The organism is Komagataeibacter europaeus LMG 18890 (assembly GCF_000285295.1).
In the GTDB taxonomy this organism is placed as follows: Bacteria; Pseudomonadota; Alphaproteobacteria; order Acetobacterales; family Acetobacteraceae; genus Komagataeibacter; species Komagataeibacter europaeus.
Window position 1 is genome coordinate 194,873 of sequence record NZ_CADP01000001.1, and the last position, 15,984, is coordinate 210,856.

15 protein-coding genes and 1 pseudogene are annotated in these 15,984 nt (G+C 64.3%); 6 read left to right on the top strand and 10 right to left on the bottom strand.

Annotated features, from left to right (window positions below):
• The 4 genes from GEU01_RS00980 to GEU01_RS00995 all read left to right on the top strand — a co-directional run.
• On the top strand, window positions 1-503 hold a 503-nt coding region (locus GEU01_RS00980), incomplete at its 5' end, for a DsbE family thiol:disulfide interchange protein (protein ID WP_198284430.1).
• Complete coding sequence (locus GEU01_RS00985) at window positions 500-979, top strand: cytochrome c-type biogenesis protein (RefSeq protein WP_019084575.1); 480 nt, start codon at window positions 500-502, stop codon at window positions 977-979. The genes GEU01_RS00980 and GEU01_RS00985, both read left to right, overlap by 4 nt.
• Before the next feature lie 7 nt (window positions 980-986).
• A complete protein-coding gene (ccmI, locus tag GEU01_RS00990; protein ID WP_019084576.1) occupies window positions 987-1,709 on the top strand; it encodes a c-type cytochrome biogenesis protein CcmI in 723 nt (240 codons plus the stop codon).
• Window positions 1,710-1,780: 71 nt separating this feature from the next.
• The gene (locus GEU01_RS00995; protein WP_019084577.1) at window positions 1,781-1,960 is read left to right on the top strand and encodes a DUF1674 domain-containing protein; all 180 of its coding nucleotides are present in this window, start codon (window positions 1,781-1,783) and stop codon (window positions 1,958-1,960) included.
• Window positions 1,961-2,104: 144 nt separating this feature from the next.
• Here GEU01_RS00995 and GEU01_RS01000 read toward each other — a convergent pair whose 3' ends face one another.
• A complete protein-coding gene (locus GEU01_RS01000; protein WP_010506802.1) occupies window positions 2,105-2,626 on the bottom strand; it encodes a hypothetical protein in 522 nt (173 codons plus the stop codon).
• A 49-nt stretch (window positions 2,627-2,675) separates the two neighbouring features.
• Window positions 2,676-3,848: a serine hydrolase domain-containing protein gene (locus GEU01_RS01005; protein ID WP_019084579.1), complete on the bottom strand. Its 1,173-nt coding sequence runs from the start codon at window positions 3,846-3,848 to the stop codon at window positions 2,676-2,678.
• A 208-nt stretch (window positions 3,849-4,056) separates the two neighbouring features.
• On the opposite strand from GEU01_RS01005, the gene GEU01_RS01010 reads away from it, so the two are divergent.
• Window positions 4,057-6,630, top strand: coding sequence for a M16 family metallopeptidase (locus GEU01_RS01010; protein WP_019084580.1), 2,574 nt, complete (start codon window positions 4,057-4,059; stop codon window positions 6,628-6,630).
• 622 nt (window positions 6,631-7,252) lie between these two features.
• Here GEU01_RS01010 and rpsA read toward each other — a convergent pair.
• The 3 genes and pseudogenes from rpsA to aroA form a co-directional block, all read right to left on the bottom strand.
• Entirely contained in the window at window positions 7,253-8,968 is a 1,716-nt protein-coding gene (gene rpsA, locus GEU01_RS01015; protein ID WP_010506809.1) for a 30S ribosomal protein S1, read from the bottom strand.
• Between the two features lie 275 nt (window positions 8,969-9,243).
• Window positions 9,244-9,885, bottom strand: coding sequence for a (d)CMP kinase (cmk, locus tag GEU01_RS01020; protein ID WP_010506810.1), 642 nt, complete (start codon window positions 9,883-9,885; stop codon window positions 9,244-9,246).
• A pseudogene (gene aroA, locus GEU01_RS22170) lies at window positions 9,882-11,235 on the bottom strand (3-phosphoshikimate 1-carboxyvinyltransferase). Before aroA ends, cmk begins: the two are co-directional and overlap by 4 nt.
• A 178-nt stretch (window positions 11,236-11,413) precedes the next feature.
• Here aroA and GEU01_RS01030 point away from each other — a divergent pair.
• Window positions 11,414-11,752 (top strand): TIGR02300 family protein, encoded by a 339-nt coding sequence (locus tag GEU01_RS01030; protein ID WP_026018385.1) that lies wholly within the window; start codon window positions 11,414-11,416, stop codon window positions 11,750-11,752.
• Between the two features lie 42 nt (window positions 11,753-11,794).
• Here GEU01_RS01030 and folB read toward each other — a convergent pair whose 3' ends face one another.
• From folB to GEU01_RS01055, 5 genes are read right to left on the bottom strand one after another with little or no spacing between them, the layout of a single operon-like run.
• On the bottom strand, window positions 11,795-12,196 hold the full coding sequence (gene folB, locus GEU01_RS01035) for a dihydroneopterin aldolase (RefSeq protein WP_019084581.1): 402 nt from the start codon (window positions 12,194-12,196) through the stop codon (window positions 11,795-11,797).
• A gap of 24 nt (window positions 12,197-12,220) precedes the next feature.
• Window positions 12,221-13,006, bottom strand: coding sequence for an SDR family oxidoreductase (locus GEU01_RS01040; RefSeq protein ID WP_019084582.1), 786 nt, complete (start codon window positions 13,004-13,006; stop codon window positions 12,221-12,223).
• The gene (gene recR, locus GEU01_RS01045; RefSeq protein ID WP_010506815.1) at window positions 13,003-13,599 is read right to left on the bottom strand and encodes a recombination mediator RecR; all 597 of its coding nucleotides are present in this window, start codon (window positions 13,597-13,599) and stop codon (window positions 13,003-13,005) included. Before recR ends, GEU01_RS01040 begins: the two co-directional genes overlap by 4 nt.
• A 22-nt stretch (window positions 13,600-13,621) precedes the next feature.
• Window positions 13,622-13,945 (bottom strand): YbaB/EbfC family nucleoid-associated protein, encoded by a 324-nt coding sequence (locus GEU01_RS01050; protein ID WP_010506817.1) that lies wholly within the window; start codon window positions 13,943-13,945, stop codon window positions 13,622-13,624.
• Between the two features lie 15 nt (window positions 13,946-13,960).
• Window positions 13,961-15,964 carry a DNA polymerase III subunit gamma/tau gene (locus GEU01_RS01055; RefSeq protein WP_019084583.1) on the bottom strand — a complete coding sequence of 668 codons (2,004 nt, stop codon included), beginning with the start codon at window positions 15,962-15,964 and terminating at the stop codon, window positions 13,961-13,963.
• Window positions 15,965-15,984 lie beyond the last annotated feature (20 nt).

The window sequence follows — 15,984 nt, forward strand, 5'->3', positions numbered from 1 at the left end:
GGGTGGGCGTGGGGTTCTGGCGCATGCTGTCGGGCATGACAAGGGGATCATTCGATCCGCATGACATCCATGCCCCGGCGCTGAACCGCCCCGTGCCGGATTTCGCCCTGCCGGACCAGGCGCCGGGACAGGGCTTTTCGGCACGGGACCTTCGTTCGCTGAAATCCCCGGTGCTGGTGAACTATTTTGCATCCTGGTGCATTCCATGCGTTGCCGAAATGCCGGTGCTGAACGCATTGAAGGAACGCCTGCCGATCTGGGGCATTGCGTATAAGGACAAGCCTGAACACGCGCTGGGCTTCGTGCAGCGCGCGGGCAATCCCTATGCCCGCATCGCCGCTGACCGCGATGGGCTGGCCGCGATCGACTGGGGCGTGTCCGGCGTACCGGAAACCTTCCTGATCGGGCCGGGTGGCGTGATCCGCTGGCATACGGCCTCGCCCATTACCGAAACCATGATCACCAATACGATCATGCCGCTGGCGGACAGCCTGAAGTCATGAAAACACACCCCCTGCGCCGTTATGGCGTGATTGCCCTGCTGGCCTGCCTGCTGTTTGCCCCGTTCGTGGCGATGGCGGTGGATGACCCGTCGGAAATGCTGCCCGACCCGGCGCAGGAACAGCGCGCCGAGGCGATCGGGTCCCAGTTGCGCTGCCTTGTGTGCCAGAACGAATCGATCGAGGACAGCAGCGCCGACCTGGCCCGTGACCTGCGCCATGTCGTGCGTGAACACGTGGCCAAGGGCGAAAGCAACCAGCAGATCATGGACTGGATGGTCAACCGCTATGGCAATTTCATCCGCCTCAGGCCGCCGCTGACCATCGGCACGCTGCTGCTGTGGGTCATGCCGCTGCTGGCGCTGTGCATTGGCGTCGGGGTGGCGTGGTGGACATTCCGCAGGCCCCGCACGGCAACGCCCACGCCCCTGACGGACGCGGAACGCCGCCGTCTGTCCGACCTGACCGAAACACGCTGAGAGTCTTATGATCTGGATTGGTATCTGCCTGCTTGGCGTGATCGCACTGCTGCCCGCGCTGATTTCGTTCCGTCGCACGACCCTGCTGCGGGATGAGCGCGAGACGGCCCTTGTCCTGCATCAGGCGCAGCTTGCGGAACTGGAACGCGATCTGGTCGAAGGCATGATCGCGCCATCCGAACATGACAGCGCGCGGCTGGAAATCCAGCGCCGGGTGCTGGGCACCGACATGCTGCCTGCTTTCGTCGCGGGCAAGGGTTCCTCTACGGGCGTCATTACCGCGGCCCTGGTTGCGCTGCCTGTCGCCGCCATCGGACTGTACCTTACGGTCGGGCATCCGTCGCTTCCGGCGCAGCCGCTGGCCCCGCGCCTTGTGGCGCTGCAGCATGAGGAACACCGCAATGACGCGATCATCGACCGGCTGCGCGACCAGTTGAAACAGATCCCCGCCGGTGATCCCAGCCTGTTCCAGGGCTACGTGCTGCTGGGTCAGGCCGAAGCCGGGCGCGACCATTACGCCGCCGCAGCGCAGGCATGGCGCAACGCCATAGAACAGCGCTTCGACCCCGAAGTCGCCGCCCGCGCGGCCGAAGCGCAGATGATGGCCGATGGCGGCCATATCTCCCCTGAGACGGCGGACCTGTACCGTCGTGCGCTGGACGCGGCCCCCGCGAACGCCCCATGGCGGATGACGGTGCAGCAGCGCATCGCGCAGTCCGAACATCAATAACGCGCTACCCCGGCACCCACAGGGGCGTTTTGGGCTTGCCAGTTCCGGGGCGTTGGGCGGACACTGACGGCATGAACAAGGACAAGACCCCCTCCCCCGCCCCTGCCGCCGATATGGCGCAGGACGAAGCGGCCAAGGAAGCCGCGCTGCTGAAACAGCCTGCCGAGGCGGATGAAGTCGGTGGCCCGAAGGGGCCGGAACCGACCCGTTATGGTGACTGGACGGTCAAGGGACGGTGCGTGGATTTCTGAAAAACACGCCCTGAAAACCACTGATGAAAATAAAAGCTTCTTGGGTGCCGCCTTTTTTCAGAAAGGCGGCGTTCCCTGACGCTTCTTGAAAAAAGCTTCACCAAAAAACTTCTTGCAGTTTCTGACCAACGTCTGGCATGGTGGTCAGCCGATTTCGTTGGGCAACGGTCCACGCCCGAAGGACGTCTGCCGTGCCCGGTGCCCCGGTGGTGGCACGTTGCACGAAATCAGGTAGATCCCGGCAACGAATACAAGCTGCGACAGGGAATTGAACCACAGGGCAAGTTCATACGCCCGGTCCGCCGTAACCGCCTGATAGAAGGCATAGGCCGCAAACGGGATGGAAATGGGCCGCATGCCCGCCAGCATGACGCGCAGCGGATTTTGGTACCCCGGCTTTACCAGCCTGCGCATACGGTGGATGCCGATATAGAAGACCACTTCGAAAAACCAGCCGAGCACGTTGGCGATCAGGTTATCCAGCGTCATGCCCTCCAGCACCAGCAGGGCGGAAATGGACGCGGCCGACAGGACGATGGACCCGACCTGAAAGCTCATGCCCATTTCCATGGCCGTCAGGCGTTCGGGCAGGGCGTCGGCAAAAGGCTGGAAAACCCGGTCCAGCAGCCAGGCGTCAAACTGGTTGACGCGATCACCAAATGACATGACAGTTCCCAGTATCCTCATATCCGTCGTAATGTGGGCGCATGTCCCGTCATGCGCCACAGGCGGCGGCGACGACTGCGTCAGGATACGCCCCCGCCATGCCCGCCAGCGCGGTATTGCTGAGCATGACAATGCTCATGCCGCGCGCGCGGTCCACCGCCCATTGATGCCCGTACACGCCCCCCCATGTAAAACTGCCGGGGCTGAGTGGCGTGCGTGCAAGCGACGGGTCCGCTATGACCGCGGCCCCATAACCGAAGCGCCGCCCGCGCGCCAGCGGTCCCATATCAATGTCGCCAATGGCGTTCCGGCCAAACAGCATGGCGGATGCGGGCGACAGCATGCCTTCGCCACCAATGCGCACGGCTTCCAGGAATGCAAGGAATTCCGCAGCCGTCCCCACCATGCCCGCACCGCCGGATGGATAGGAACCGGGGTTGCGGATGCGGTCGGGCGCAAAACGGATTTCCCCCACCCCGCCACCGGGCAGCAGGCGCGGCATGGCATATTCCGCCCCCATGCGGATGGGTACGGGCCTGACATCGGCATAGCAGGCGGCGGGGGACTGCAATGGCGTCAGCATGAAGCCACTGTCGCGCCAGCCCAGCGGCGCGCCGACATGACGCCGCACCGCAGCAGGCAGCGACAGGCCGGATGCCTTTTCAATCACGCCGCCCATTACATCCAGCCCCAGCGAATAGGCCCATCCCTGCCCCGGCGCGAAGATCAGCCGGGTTGATGCCAGCCGGGCAAGGTTGTCCGCCAGCGACAGTCCCGGTTCCGCAATCCCGTCGGAGACCCCGACGCGGGTATAGGGATTGTCATCGCGCGGGAAAGCGAATCCATAGGTCAGGCCACTGGTATGGGTCAGCAGCTGGTGCAGCGTGATCTCGCACGCGCGCCCATCGGGCAGGGCGGGACGAAAATGCGGCAGGTAACGCGTGACCGGGGCATGCAGGTCCAGCAGTCCTTCCTCCACCATGGCCAGCGCCACGGCGGTCACGACCGGCTTGGTCAGGGAAGCAAGGCGGAACAGGGCATCGGCCTGCATGGGAATGCCGCCCTCCCGATCGGCCTGGCCTGCGGCTTCCGCCACCACGACCTCGCCATCCACGGCCACCATGACCACGGCACCGACCAGCCGGGACGTTTCCACGGCCGTATCCATGACATGGCGGATACGTTCACGCATGTGGACTTTCTCCACCGGAACACGGGACATGGTCTGATCCTTTATAACGGGCCGTTATGACAGGTAGGGGCTGCATGAACTGGTCGCCATGGGTAAAGCAGCGTAATCTGGGGATATGATAGCACGCCTGTTTTCCAAAACATTATGCCTCTCCCTCCTGCTATGTGGCAGTTGCCTGGTACCGCCTGCGGCCCACGCCGCGGCATCTGTGCCCACCGTTGCCCAGCCTGAAGCCCCGTTGCAGGCCACGCTGCCCAACGGGTTGCGCGTCGTGATCGTGGCCGACCGCCTGGCCCCGGTTGTCAGCACCGAAATCAATTACCTGGTGGGTTCGGCTGCGGCGCCCGCAGGCTTTCCCGGCACGGCGCATGCATTGGAACACATGATGTTCCGTGGCAGCAAGGGGCTGGACCGTGACCAGATGGCCGCCATCGGCGCGCGGCTGGGGGGCGATTACAATGCGGACACGACGGAAAACGTAACACAGTTCTTCTATACCGCGCCTGCGGACAACCTTGACGTCCTGCTGCGTATCGAAGCCATGCGCATGAAGGGCCTGACGCTTGCGGCCGGAGACTGGACGCATGAACGTGGCGCGATCGAGCAGGAAGTTTCACGCGATCTGTCCAGCCCCGGTTATGTCTATCTGGCGCGCCTGCAGTCGATCCTGTTTGCCGGCACGCCCTATGAACATGATGCACTGGGCAGCCGCCCGTCCTTTGACAGGACGGATACGGCCCTGCTGCGCCGGTTCTACCGGCAGTGGTATGCGCCCAACAATGCCATTCTGGTCATAACGGGTGATATCGATGCGGCCCGCACGCTGGCGATGGTACGCGACACCTTCGGCCCGATTCCGTCGCGCAAGCTGCCCGCACGCCCGCAGATCCACCCCGGCCCCGTGCATGCCCAGACCCTGCAGTTCCCGACCGATTACCCCGTGGGCCTTGTCGCCATTGCCAGCCGCATGCCGGGACAGAACAGCCGGGATTACGCCACAGCGCGTATCCTGTCCGATGTGCTGAGCAGCCAGCGTGGTGCGTTATATGATCTTGTGCCGCAGGGACGCGCGCTGCTGTCCAGCTTCGATTTCGTGACCAAGGCGGATGCCGGGATCGGCATTGCGATCGCGGCTTTCCCCAAGGGGAGCAACCCCGCCCCGCTTCAGGCGCGCATGCAGGACATCCTGCGCAACCTGCGGGAAAACGGCGTACCGTCCGATCTGGTCGATGCGGCCAGACGCAAGGAACTGGCGCAGCTGGGCTTTGCCGCCAACAGCATTTCCGGCCTTGCCGAAAGCTGGTCGGAAGCACAGGCCGTCATGGGCCTGCAGTCCCCCGATGATGAAGCCGCCGCCTTTGCCGCTGTCACACCGGAAGACGTCAATCGCCTGGCGCGCACGGTGCTGGACCCGCAGCAGTCCATCACGGCCATCCTGACCCCGCGCGATGGCGGGCACCCGGTGGCCGACAAGGGATTTGGCGGCGCGGAATCCTTTGCCAGCACACCCGACCACCCCGTAACCCTGCCGCGCTGGGCCAATGACAGCCTGCTGGCGCTGCGACCGCCCGAGGCATCGGTCCAGCCTGCCCAGTACACCCTGCCCAATGGCCTGCATCTGATCGTGCGCCCGGCTTCCGTCAGCCATACCATCAACCTTTACGGCACCATCCGCCAGAATGAGGACATGCAGGAACCACCGGGCAAGGAGGGCATTGCCGATATTACGAATGAACTGTTCAATTACGGCAGCACGACGCATGACCGGGTCGGGTTGCAGAAAGCGTTTGACGATATTGCCGCCAGCGAAAATGCCGGCGCCGATTTCAGCCTGAACGTGCTGACGCCCGATTTTGACCGGGGGCTGGAACTGCTGGCGGAAAATGAACTGCACCCCGCCCTGCCTGAACAGGGGTTCAAGGTGGTGCGCGCCAATACGGCCGCATCCCTGTCCGGCCTGCTGCATTCGCCCGAATACCTGTTCCAGCGCGCGATGCAGGGCGCGGTGTCACCCGCGGGCGACCCGTCGCTGCGGCAGGCGCAACCGGACGAGGTGATGAAACTGACGCTGGCGGACTGCCGCGCGTTCTGGAAAGCGGCCTACAGGCCGGACCTGGCCACCATTGTCATTACCGGCGATATTACGCCCGCCGCCGCCTATCGCGCGGTTTCACGCACGTTTGGCGCATGGCGCGCCAGCGGGCCGATGCCGGTGGTTGACCTGCCCCCCCGTCCCGACAGCCATACCAGCGTGATGAAGGTGCCCGATCCATCCAGTACGCAGGCCACGGTTTCCCTGCCCGAAAGCCTGTCACTGAATGTCGCCAACCCGGAACATTTCGCGCTGAACCTTGGCAACGAAATCCTTGGGTCGGGTTTTTCGTCCCGCCTGTACCGTGACCTGCGGGTTCGGAGTGGCTACGTCTATACCGTACGCAGCCACCTGACATGGAAGCGCCACCGCAGCGCCTACAGCATTTCCTTTGGCGCGGATCCCGACAAGGTCGCGGCGGCACGTGATGCGGCCATCCATGACATCATGGCAATGCAGGCACAGCCAGTCAGCGAAGACGAACTGGCCATGGCCCGCGCGGGCATGCTGCGTGGCCTGGCCCTGCAATCCGCCAGTCTGGACACCATTGCGGCGGGTTACCTGCATTTCAGTGACCTGGGCCTGCCGCTGAACCAGAATGATATCGCAGCCCAAGCCTATTACACGCTGGACGCCACGGCCATACGCGATGCATTCCGTAAGTGGATACGGCCCGCCGATCTTGCGGAAATCATCAAGGGACCGGCGACAGCGCCCTGATGGCTTTACGGGGCTGGCATCTGCCAGCCCCTGCACAATCTTATTTTCAATAGTTAAGAAATATCGAAGGGCACCGTTTCCATAACAACGGAAAACCCGGCCATTCCTCCAGAACGCAATTCCATATTGCACAGCCAATTTTTGTAATATCGTGCAAATTATAAAGATGTTTCTGGGGTCTGCCGGGAATTGTCATGAATTGATAATTGCGGCGGTGAGATAGATTATTACAGGAAATATATCAATGCGGTCTATATAAGCATTATTGGCATGGACCGCCTTAGAGATGGCCTGAAAATTTAATTAAAAGTTCCTGAGTATTACTACATCCTGAAAAGACAGCGTTTTTCGAAGTTTTTTGAAAAAACCTTCACCAAAAACTTCTTTATCATTTGCATGATATTGCCAGGGCTGGCTTTTCAGACAGCCTCTTGCATTGTGTTCCGTGCATGGATACCGGGATTTTATCTTCCTGCTTTCTCATACAGGGGCATCAGCCCCTGTGACATGCGCCCAATAATACCCACACCCATATAAAAAGGGGCGATGCATTCCTGCATCNTCGCCCCTTTTCCGACGTATCACCCGACCCGCCAAGGCAGGCCGGGTCATACGGACGGGATCAGCTCTCGGCGTTACGGCGACGGATCGCGGCACCCAGAATGTCACCCAGCGAAGCCCCGCTATCGGACGAACCGTAGTCGGAGATCGCCTGCTTGTCTTCCTCGACCTCACGGCCGCGGATGGTCAGGGCCAGCTTGCGGGCTGCGCGGTCAACCGACACGACCTTCGCATCGACGCGTTCACCAACGGCGAAACGCTCCGGACGCTGGTCGGCCTTGTCACGGGCCAGTTCCGCACGGCGGATGAAGCCGGTCAGGACGTCGTCAACCTTCACCTCGATGCCGTTCGACTGAACAGCGGTGACAATGCAGGTCACGATCGCGCCCTTCTGCACCTTGCTCAGCGTGTCAGCAGCAGGATCTTCCTGCAGCTGCTTGATGCCCAGCGAGATACGCTCCTTCTCCACGTCCACATCCAGAACCTTGGCCTTTACGACCTGACCCTTTTCGTAATGGCTCATGGCGACTTCGCCCGGCTCGTCCCAGGACAGGTCGGACATGTGGACCATGCCGTCGATGTCCGCGGACAGGCCGATGAACAGGCCGAATTCGGTGATGTTGCGGATCTCGCCTTCCACCACGGAACCAACCTTGTGTTCCTCGGCGAACTGCTCCCACGGGTTGCGCTGCACCTGCTTCAGGCCCAGCGAGATGCGGCGCTTCGCGCTGTCCACATCCAGAACCATCACATCGACTTCCTGCGAAGTGGCGACGATCTTGCCCGGATGGACGTTCTTCTTCGTCCAGGACATTTCGGACACGTGCACCAGACCCTCGACGCCCGGCTCCAGTTCCACGAATGCACCGTAGTCGGTGATGTTCGTGACGCGACCGGTATAGCGGGCACCCGGCGGGTACTTGATCGCCACGTTTTCCCACGGGTCAGCTTCAAGCTGCTTCATGCCCAGCGAGATACGCTGCGTGTCGGGGTTGAAGCGGATGACCTGCACGCGGACCGGCTGACCGATCTGCAGGGCTTCGGACGGGTGGTTGATGCGCTTCCATGCGATATCGGTCACATGCAGCAGGCCATCGACGCCGCCGAGGTCCACGAACGCACCGTAATCGGTGATGTTCTTGACCACGCCATCAAGGATCATGCCTTCCTTCAGGCCCTGGATCAGCTCGCTGCGCTGTTCCGCACGGGTCTCTTCCAGAACTGCACGACGCGAGACGACGATGTTGCCACGCGCACGATCCATCTTCAGGATCTGGAACGGCTGGGGCACGCCCATCAGCGGGGTAACGTCGCGCACGGGGCGGATGTCCACCTGGCTGCCGGGCAGGAACGCCATCGCGCCACCCAGGTCAACGGTGAAGCCGCCCTTGACGCGGCCATAGATGGTGCCGTTGACGCGCTGGTTGTTTTCGAACGCCTTTTCCAGGTTCGACCAGGCTTCCTCGCGGCGGGCCTTCTCGCGCGACAGGACGATGGACCCGTCACGGTCTTCGTACCGCTCGACAAACAGTTCGATAACGTCGCCCGGCTTGACATCGGGGGTCACACCCGGCGGGCCGAATTCCTTCAGGGCGACGCGCCCTTCGCTTTTCAGGCCGACATCGACGATCGCGTATTCATCCGTCAGGCGGACAACGCGGCCGGTGACAACGGAACCGTCAAATGCGGAGTCGCGACCAAGGGTTTCCTCAAGAAGGGCGGCAAAGTCCTCGCCACCCTTATGGTCGGCGACGGGCTGTGTTGTGGCTGAAGCCATGAGCTACTCGTAAATCCTGTAACCCTGTTCCACCCCATGGGGTGGATAAGGGACAATCCTGCGCCCCGCCTGTCCGCATGGAATGGGACAATGGGAACGACTTGCCCGGCGGATACGCCACGACACGGTCGCGGCTCGCCTGACGGCCAAAATTGACGCCATGCCCCGCGCCACGCGGGCGCGTGGGGCATATACCGTTCAGCACAGACACCCTATGGGCGGCGCATGTCAATAAAAACCCGCAATATGGGGCCGGGTTCCCGCACAAAATCACCCTAGCGCGTCATGCGCGCCACGATCCGCAGGGCTTCGGCCAGCACCTCATCCGCGCTCAGGCCATCGGTCTCGATGCGCACGGCGTCCCCGGCGGCACGCAGGGGGGCGACGGCACGGCTGGAATCGGCCATGTCGCGTGCTTCGATCTCACGCTCGACCCGGGTGATCTGGTCCTCGCGGTCGGGTGCGTGGGGATCGGTCGCCAGCTGTTCCCACCGGCGCGTGGCGCGCGTGCGCGGTGACGCGGTAATGAACAGTTTGACCGATGCATCGGGGAAGATGACCGTCCCGATATCGCGCCCGTCCAGCACCGCGCCATGTTCGCCTGCAAAACGGCGCTGCACGTCAACCAGAACGCGGCGCACGGCAGGCTGCGCCGCGACAAGGCTGGCCGCGCGATCGACTTCGGGCACGCGCAGGTCGGTACGGCTGAGATCCTCCAGCCCGACACTGGCGGCGAATTCCTGCGCCTCCCCCTGCGCCGGGTCATGGCCCGCGTCGATCATGCGCCGCCCCGTCGCGCGATACAGCAGCCCCGTATCGAGGTAAGGCAGGTCGAGGGCCTGCGCCAGCCGCTTCGCCAGCGTGCCCTTGCCCGCAGCCGCGGGTCCGTCAACCGCTATGACCAGCCGCCGGGTCATGCCGGCAGCCCGGCGCCAATGCTGTTCATGAGCGTGATGAAACCGGGGAAGCTGGTGTCGATGAACGCGGTATCATCCACACAGACCGGCTTCCGGGCGGCAAGGCCCATCACGATCGCGCTCATGGCCAGCCGGTGGTCCATGCGGGTCTGGACCAGGCCGCCGCCGGGAATCGCCCCGCCCGTGCCGTGCACGATCATGTCATCGCCCACGACCTCGACCTTCACGCCGTTGGCTTCCAGCAGGGCGACGGTGGCGGACAGGCGATCGCTTTCCTTCACGCGCAGTTCCTCCAGCCCGCGAAAGCGGGACTGCCCGGCAGCGTGGGCCGCGACCACCGCAAGGACGGGATATTCGTCAATCATGGACGGCGCGCGGGTGGCGGGCACGTCCACGCCATGCAGCGCACCGGCGGTGGCGGTGATGTCGCCCACAGGCTCGCCGCCTTCCACGCGCTCGTTGCTGATGACCAGATCCGCGCCCATTTCCTTCAGCGACGTGAACAGGCCGGTGCGCAGCGGGTTCAGCCCCACGCCGCGCACGCTGACCTTCGATCCCAGCACCAGCAGGGCCGCCGCCAGGATGAACGCCGCCGATGACGGATCGCCCGGCACCACGATGTCACGCGCCACCAGTTCGGGCCGCCCCTGCAGGGTAATGACCCGGCCACCGGCCCCCATGGGTTCGACGCGCACGGTGGCGCCGAAATGACGCAGCATGTTTTCGGTATGGTCACGGGTTGCCACGGGTTCTTCCACCCGGGTCTCCCCCACCGCGTTCAGGCCGGCCAGCAGCACGGCCGACTTCACCTGTGCCGACGCCACCGGCAGGCGGTAAGACAGCGGGGGCGGGTTGGCGTTGCCCTGTATGGCCAGCGGCAGGCGNNCCGCCCTGGCGCGACAGGAACACCGCGCCGGTAGCCGCCAGCGGGTCCATCACCCGCTTCATCGGGCGACCGCGCAGGCTGGCGTCCCCTGTCATGACGGATGTGAAGCCATGGCTGGCCAGAATGCCCGACAGCAGCCGCGCCGCCGTGCCCGAATTGCCCATGTCCAGCACGTCCGCCGGTTCACGCAGCCCATCCAGCCCGCATCCCTGCACCGTCCAGTTCCCGGTTCCCGTGCGGGTGATGTCCGCGCCCAGCGCGCGCATCGCATCGGCGGTGCGCAGCACGTCCTCCCCTTCCAGCAGGCCGGTGATGTGGGTCGTGCCACGCGCAAGGGCCGCGAACATCAGCGAACGGTGGCTGATCGATTTGTCACCCGGCACCTGGAGCGAACCGGAAAGGGGCGCGCGCGGGGCATGGACCGTCAGCGCGCGGACGGAAGATTGGACGTGATCGGTTTTCATACGTCCTCCAATTCCGTATTCCGGGTGGCAAAGTCAATCACAGATCGGCATGATCGGCCTGCCGGCGCATGCCCCGGTGTTTGACATTGCGCCTACAAACTGGCATGGGGCTGCGCCTTTTGCCACTTCCGGATATCGTGGCTTCATTCATAATCAAAACAGGATCGACAGGTTCAAGATGGCTCAGTCCAACCTCGGCACCAAACGTGTCTGTGTCTCCTGCAGCGCCCGTTTCTACGATCTGAACAAGAATCCGGCCGTCTGCCCCAAATGCGGGGCTGAACAGCCCGTGGAACTGCCCCGCGTCCGTCGCCCGGTGGAAGCTGCCCCCGAATCCAAGCCCAAGACGGCTGATGACGCACTCGAAAACGATGTCGACGTCGATCTGGATACCGACGCCGATGATGATGATGCCGCCGTCCTGCCGGACGATGCGGGCCTTGATGACGATGATGACGACGATATCAGCCGCGCCGACATCGACGTGAAGACCGACAAGGACGACCACGACAACTGACCTGATCCGGCCCGGGGCGTACTGTCCCGGGCCGTTTTTGCATCAGGTGCGCGGATTGCGGCGCTCGATCTCGACGCCAACCGATTCGGCATCGTCAAAGATATCCAGCTTTTCCACGCAGATGCGCGTGATGCGGATGCGCCTGTCCTCCAGCACGCCCGCCGCGATTCGTTCGGCCAGCGTTTCCACCAGCGCGACATGGCCACGCGCCACGATTTCGCGCACCAGCAGCACCACACGTTCATATGATACCGTGCGTTCCAGATCGTCCGGCCCCACGTCCAGTGTCGCACTGTCCGGTACGCCGAAGACCACGTTGACACGGATGCGCTGGGTCACGCCCTGTTCATGTTCAAACACGCCAATATGGGCGTCCAGCACCATGTTGCGCACAAACAGGCAGCGCAGCGGTTGCGGTTCATTCCATGGCGGCAGCAGGGACATGGCGGATCCAGTCGGTTGAAATGTTCAGGCCGGGCGCGGGGCGGGCGACCACTGCATGTGCTGCCCCCCGTCAAGGGCAAGCATCTGCCCGGTTACGGACGGCAGGCACAGCAGCGACAGCGCCGCGCGGGCGATTTCATCCACCGTCGCCCCATGCCCCAGCGGGACGGAGGCGCATTGCCGGGCGAAATGGTCTGCCGTCTGCCGTGGCGTGGGCAGTACCGGGCCGGGACCGATGGCGTTTACCCGGATACGATGCGGCGCCAGCGCCAGCGCCATGGTCTGCGTCAGGGTCCACAACGCGGCCTTGGACACGGTATAGCTGACAAAATGCGGGGTCAGCGACCATACGCGTTCATCCAGCATGTTCAGCACCATGCCTTCCGCCCCCGGGGGCAGCAGGCGTGCGAATTCCTGCATCAGCACGAACGGCGCGCGGGTATTGGGTTCCATATGCCCGTCCCACCCTGCCCGTGTGGCGTCATCCCATTCATCGCGGCGGAAGGTGCTGGCATTGTTGACCAGCATACCCACCGGCCCGAGCGCGTCCATGACGGCGGGCAGCAGGGGACGGACCGATGCTTCATGTGACAGGTCGGCCTGAAATACCCGTGCCCTGCGACCAAGAGCACGGATTTCCGCCGCCGCCTGTCCGGCCGCATGAGCGGATTCATTGTAATGGATGGCGATATCGAAGCCCGCCCGCGCCAGTTCCAACGCAATGGCGCGGCCAAGCCGGGCAGCGCCCCCCGTCACCAGCGCCACGCGCGGAATGGCGGCGGGCACGGGCCATGCAGCGATATCGCTCACGCCGGCCTGCGCGCCATGATGGCGGCGGCCAGCGTCCCGTCATCCAGCACGTCAAGCGCGCCGCCTACCGGCACGCCCTGCCCCACGCGGCTGACCTGCACATCGAAACGGGCCAGGCGCTCATGCAGCCAGTGCATGGTGGTCGCGCCTTCCACCGTCGTGCCCAGGGCAAGGATGACCTCACGCACGCCACCTGCGGCGATACGGTCGAACAGGGGCTGCACGTTCAGGTCATCCGGCCCCATGCCCGACAGGGCGGACAGCGTACCGCCCAGCACCTGGTACACGCCGCGATGCACGCCCGCACGCTCCAGCGCCCACAGGTCGCCCACGTTTTCCACCACGCAGACCAGTCCGTCATCACGCGTGGGATCGGCGCAGATACCGCACGGATCCGTCGTGTCGAGGTTACCGCACGTTGAACAGGTGCGCACGGCGCGGGCCGCCTGTTCCATTGCTTCGGCAAGGGGCAGCATCCGCGCATGGGGCTGGCGCAGCAGGGCCAGTGCCGCGCGGCGGGCCGAACGTGGCCCCAGTCCCGGCAGGCGGCCCAACAGGGTCACCAGCCGGTCAATTTCGCCCCTGCCGCTCATGCATGTCCCCCGGTGTCATGGATCAGAACGGGAATTTCATCCCGCCCGGCAGGCTCAGGCCACCTGTAACCTTCTTCATTTCCTCGCTGGCGGTGGCGTCAAGTTTCTTGCGCGCATCAGCACTGGCCGCAAGGATCAGGTCCTGCAGCATTTCCATCTCGGCCGGGTCAGCCAGCTTGGGGTCGATACGGATCGCCTTCATGTCGCCCTTGCCGTTCATGGTGATGGTCACCATGCCAGCGCCCGCGCTGCCTTCGATCGTCATGTCTTCCAGCTTGGCCTGCATTTCTTCCATGCGGGCCTGCATCTGTGTGGCCTGCTTCATCAGGCCGGCAAGATTTTTCATGTTCAGTTGCTCTCCTCAGGCAAAATCATCTGAATCCAGATCGTCCTCTTCTACCAGATCGGCATCAAGAGGCGCGAATTCGAGATCCGGGGCCAGATTTCCGGCCGCCATTTCTTCCGGTGGCAGGCCATAGTCATCCAGCGCGTGGTCCGTGACCTCACCCAGGCGGGCTGTCGGGAAGACCTGCATCGCGGCCTGCACCAGCGGATGGGCCTGCGCCGCGGCACGATGCAACTGGATGATCTCCGCCCCCTGTTCGGCCAGGGTTGCTTCCCCCTGCTCTTCCGACAGGCGCACCTGCCATGCGGAATCGCCGGTGCCCTCACGCAGCACGGTTTCCAGCCGCCGGGCAAGACCGGGCAGGCTGTTGCGCTCGATCCGTATCTCGATCAGTGGCGGGGCGAAGGACACCAGATGCGTCGCATGGCGCAGGTGCCCATGCAGCATGGCGTCACGGCCTGATACAAACGCCACGGTCTCGCGCCATGTGCGCGGCGGGGCGACGGGTTGCGGCGTGGGGGCGGTTTCCGCCACCTTTCCGGTCCGGGGCGCGGGTTGCGGCGTGGTTTCAACCCGCATGCCGCCATTGGCCACCATGCGGATCCCGCCACCATGCGGGTTCCCGCCGGTGGGGGACGACGCGGAGACGGCTGACATGGTCGCGCCGCCGCCATCCCCTGCCGGTTCCGACACCTGCAGGGGGGCCGCCGCGGCATCCTGCCCCAGCATCCTGCGCACGACATCGCCCGGCGGCGGCAGGTCGGCCACGTAACACAGGCGGATCAGCACCATTTCGGCCGCCTGCCTGCGGTCAGGGGCCTGTTCCACTTCCGACAGGCCCTTGAGCAACATCTGCCATGTCCGCCCCAGCACCGGCACGGGCACGCGTTCGGCCAGGGCCGCGCCCCGCTCGCGCTCGGCTTCAGGCAGTTCGGGGTTATCACGCAGTGCCGGAATCGCCTTGATACGCGACACGGTATGCACCAGTTCCAGCACATCGCCGAGCAGCACGCCCAGATCGCCGCCACGCACATAGACATCCGCCGTGATGGCCAGCGCCCGGTCGGGCTTGCCCGCCAGCACCGCATCCAGCAGGTCGAACACCAGCCCCCGATCCGCCAGCCCCAGCATGCCCGCCACGAGGTCCACGCCGATGGGGGCCGCATCCGTGCCACCTTCCCCATCCAGCGTGCCCTGGGCAATGGCCTGGTCCAGCAGCGACAGCCCGTCCCGCACCGACCCGTCCGCGGCGCGGGCGATCAGCGACAGCGCATCGGGGGAAAAGCGGACATGTTCGGCCTGCGCCACCCGGTCGAAATGCGCGGCCAGTTCCACCTGCGGCACGCGACGCAGGGCAAAGGTCTGGCAGCGCGACAGGACGGTGACCGGAACCTTGCGCAGTTCGGTGGTCGCGAAAATGAAGGTGACCTGCGCCGGCGGTTCTTCCAGTGTCTTGAGCAGCGCGTTGAACGCGTTGCGCGAAAGCATGTGCACTTCATCGATGATGAAGACCTTCATCCGTCCCTGCATGGGACGGAATCGGGTCGCTTCGATGATTTCGCGCACGTCATCGACGCCGGTGCGCGACGCGGCGTCCATTTCCAGCACGTCGGGGTGCCGGTCCGCCAGGATGGCGACGCAGTTGGGGCAGACGCCACACGGGTCGGCCGTGGGGCCACCCCTGCCATCCGGTCCGGTGCAGTTCAGGGCACGGGCGATGATGCGGGCCGTGGTGGTCTTGCCCACCCCCCGCACGCCGGTCAGCATGAACGCGTGCGCGACCCGCCCCAGCGCAAAGGCATTGCGCAGGATACGGACAGTCGTTTCCTGCCCGATCAGGTCATCAAAGGTTGTGGGACGGTATTTCCGGGCCAGTACCCGGTAGGGCGCCGCAGGGGCCGCATCCGGCATGGTGGGGGCGGGCGATGGCCCTGCGTCACCAAAAAGTCCGGGACCGTCTGCGGGCGGTGCAGGCAGCCCGGCCTCCTCGGAACGATCCTGATCCGACGGGACGGTCATTGATGCATCCGGGCTGGAGA

What these genes read in the sequence shown, in the direction of transcription:
- GEU01_RS00985 (WP_019084575.1), top strand. Translation starts at nt 500, where the DNA reads ATGAAAACACACCCCCTGCGCCGTTATGGCGTGATTGCCCTGCTGGCC.
- ccmI (WP_019084576.1), top strand. Translation starts at nt 987, where the DNA reads ATGATCTGGATTGGTATCTGCCTGCTTGGCGTGATCGCACTGCTGCCC.
- GEU01_RS00995 (WP_019084577.1), top strand. Translation starts at nt 1,781, where the DNA reads ATGAACAAGGACAAGACCCCCTCCCCCGCCCCTGCCGCCGATATGGCG.
- GEU01_RS01000 (WP_010506802.1), bottom strand. Translation starts at nt 2,626, where the DNA reads ATGTCATTTGGTGATCGCGTCAACCAGTTTGACGCCTGGCTGCTGGAC.
- GEU01_RS01005 (WP_019084579.1), bottom strand. Translation starts at nt 3,848, where the DNA reads ATGTCCCGTGTTCCGGTGGAGAAAGTCCACATGCGTGAACGTATCCGC.
- rpsA (WP_010506809.1), bottom strand. Translation starts at nt 8,968, where the DNA reads ATGGCTTCAGCCACAACACAGCCCGTCGCCGACCATAAGGGTGGCGAG.
- cmk (WP_010506810.1), bottom strand. Translation starts at nt 9,885, where the DNA reads ATGACCCGGCGGCTGGTCATAGCGGTTGACGGACCCGCGGCTGCGGGC.
- GEU01_RS01030 (WP_026018385.1), top strand. Translation starts at nt 11,414, where the DNA reads ATGGCTCAGTCCAACCTCGGCACCAAACGTGTCTGTGTCTCCTGCAGC.
- folB (WP_019084581.1), bottom strand. Translation starts at nt 12,196, where the DNA reads ATGTCCCTGCTGCCGCCATGGAATGAACCGCAACCGCTGCGCTGCCTG.
- recR (WP_010506815.1), bottom strand. Translation starts at nt 13,599, where the DNA reads ATGAGCGGCAGGGGCGAAATTGACCGGCTGGTGACCCTGTTGGGCCGC.
- GEU01_RS01050 (WP_010506817.1), bottom strand. Translation starts at nt 13,945, where the DNA reads ATGAAAAATCTTGCCGGCCTGATGAAGCAGGCCACACAGATGCAGGCC.
- GEU01_RS01055 (WP_019084583.1), bottom strand. Translation starts at nt 15,964, where the DNA reads ATGACCGTCCCGTCGGATCAGGATCGTTCCGAGGAGGCCGGGCTGCCT.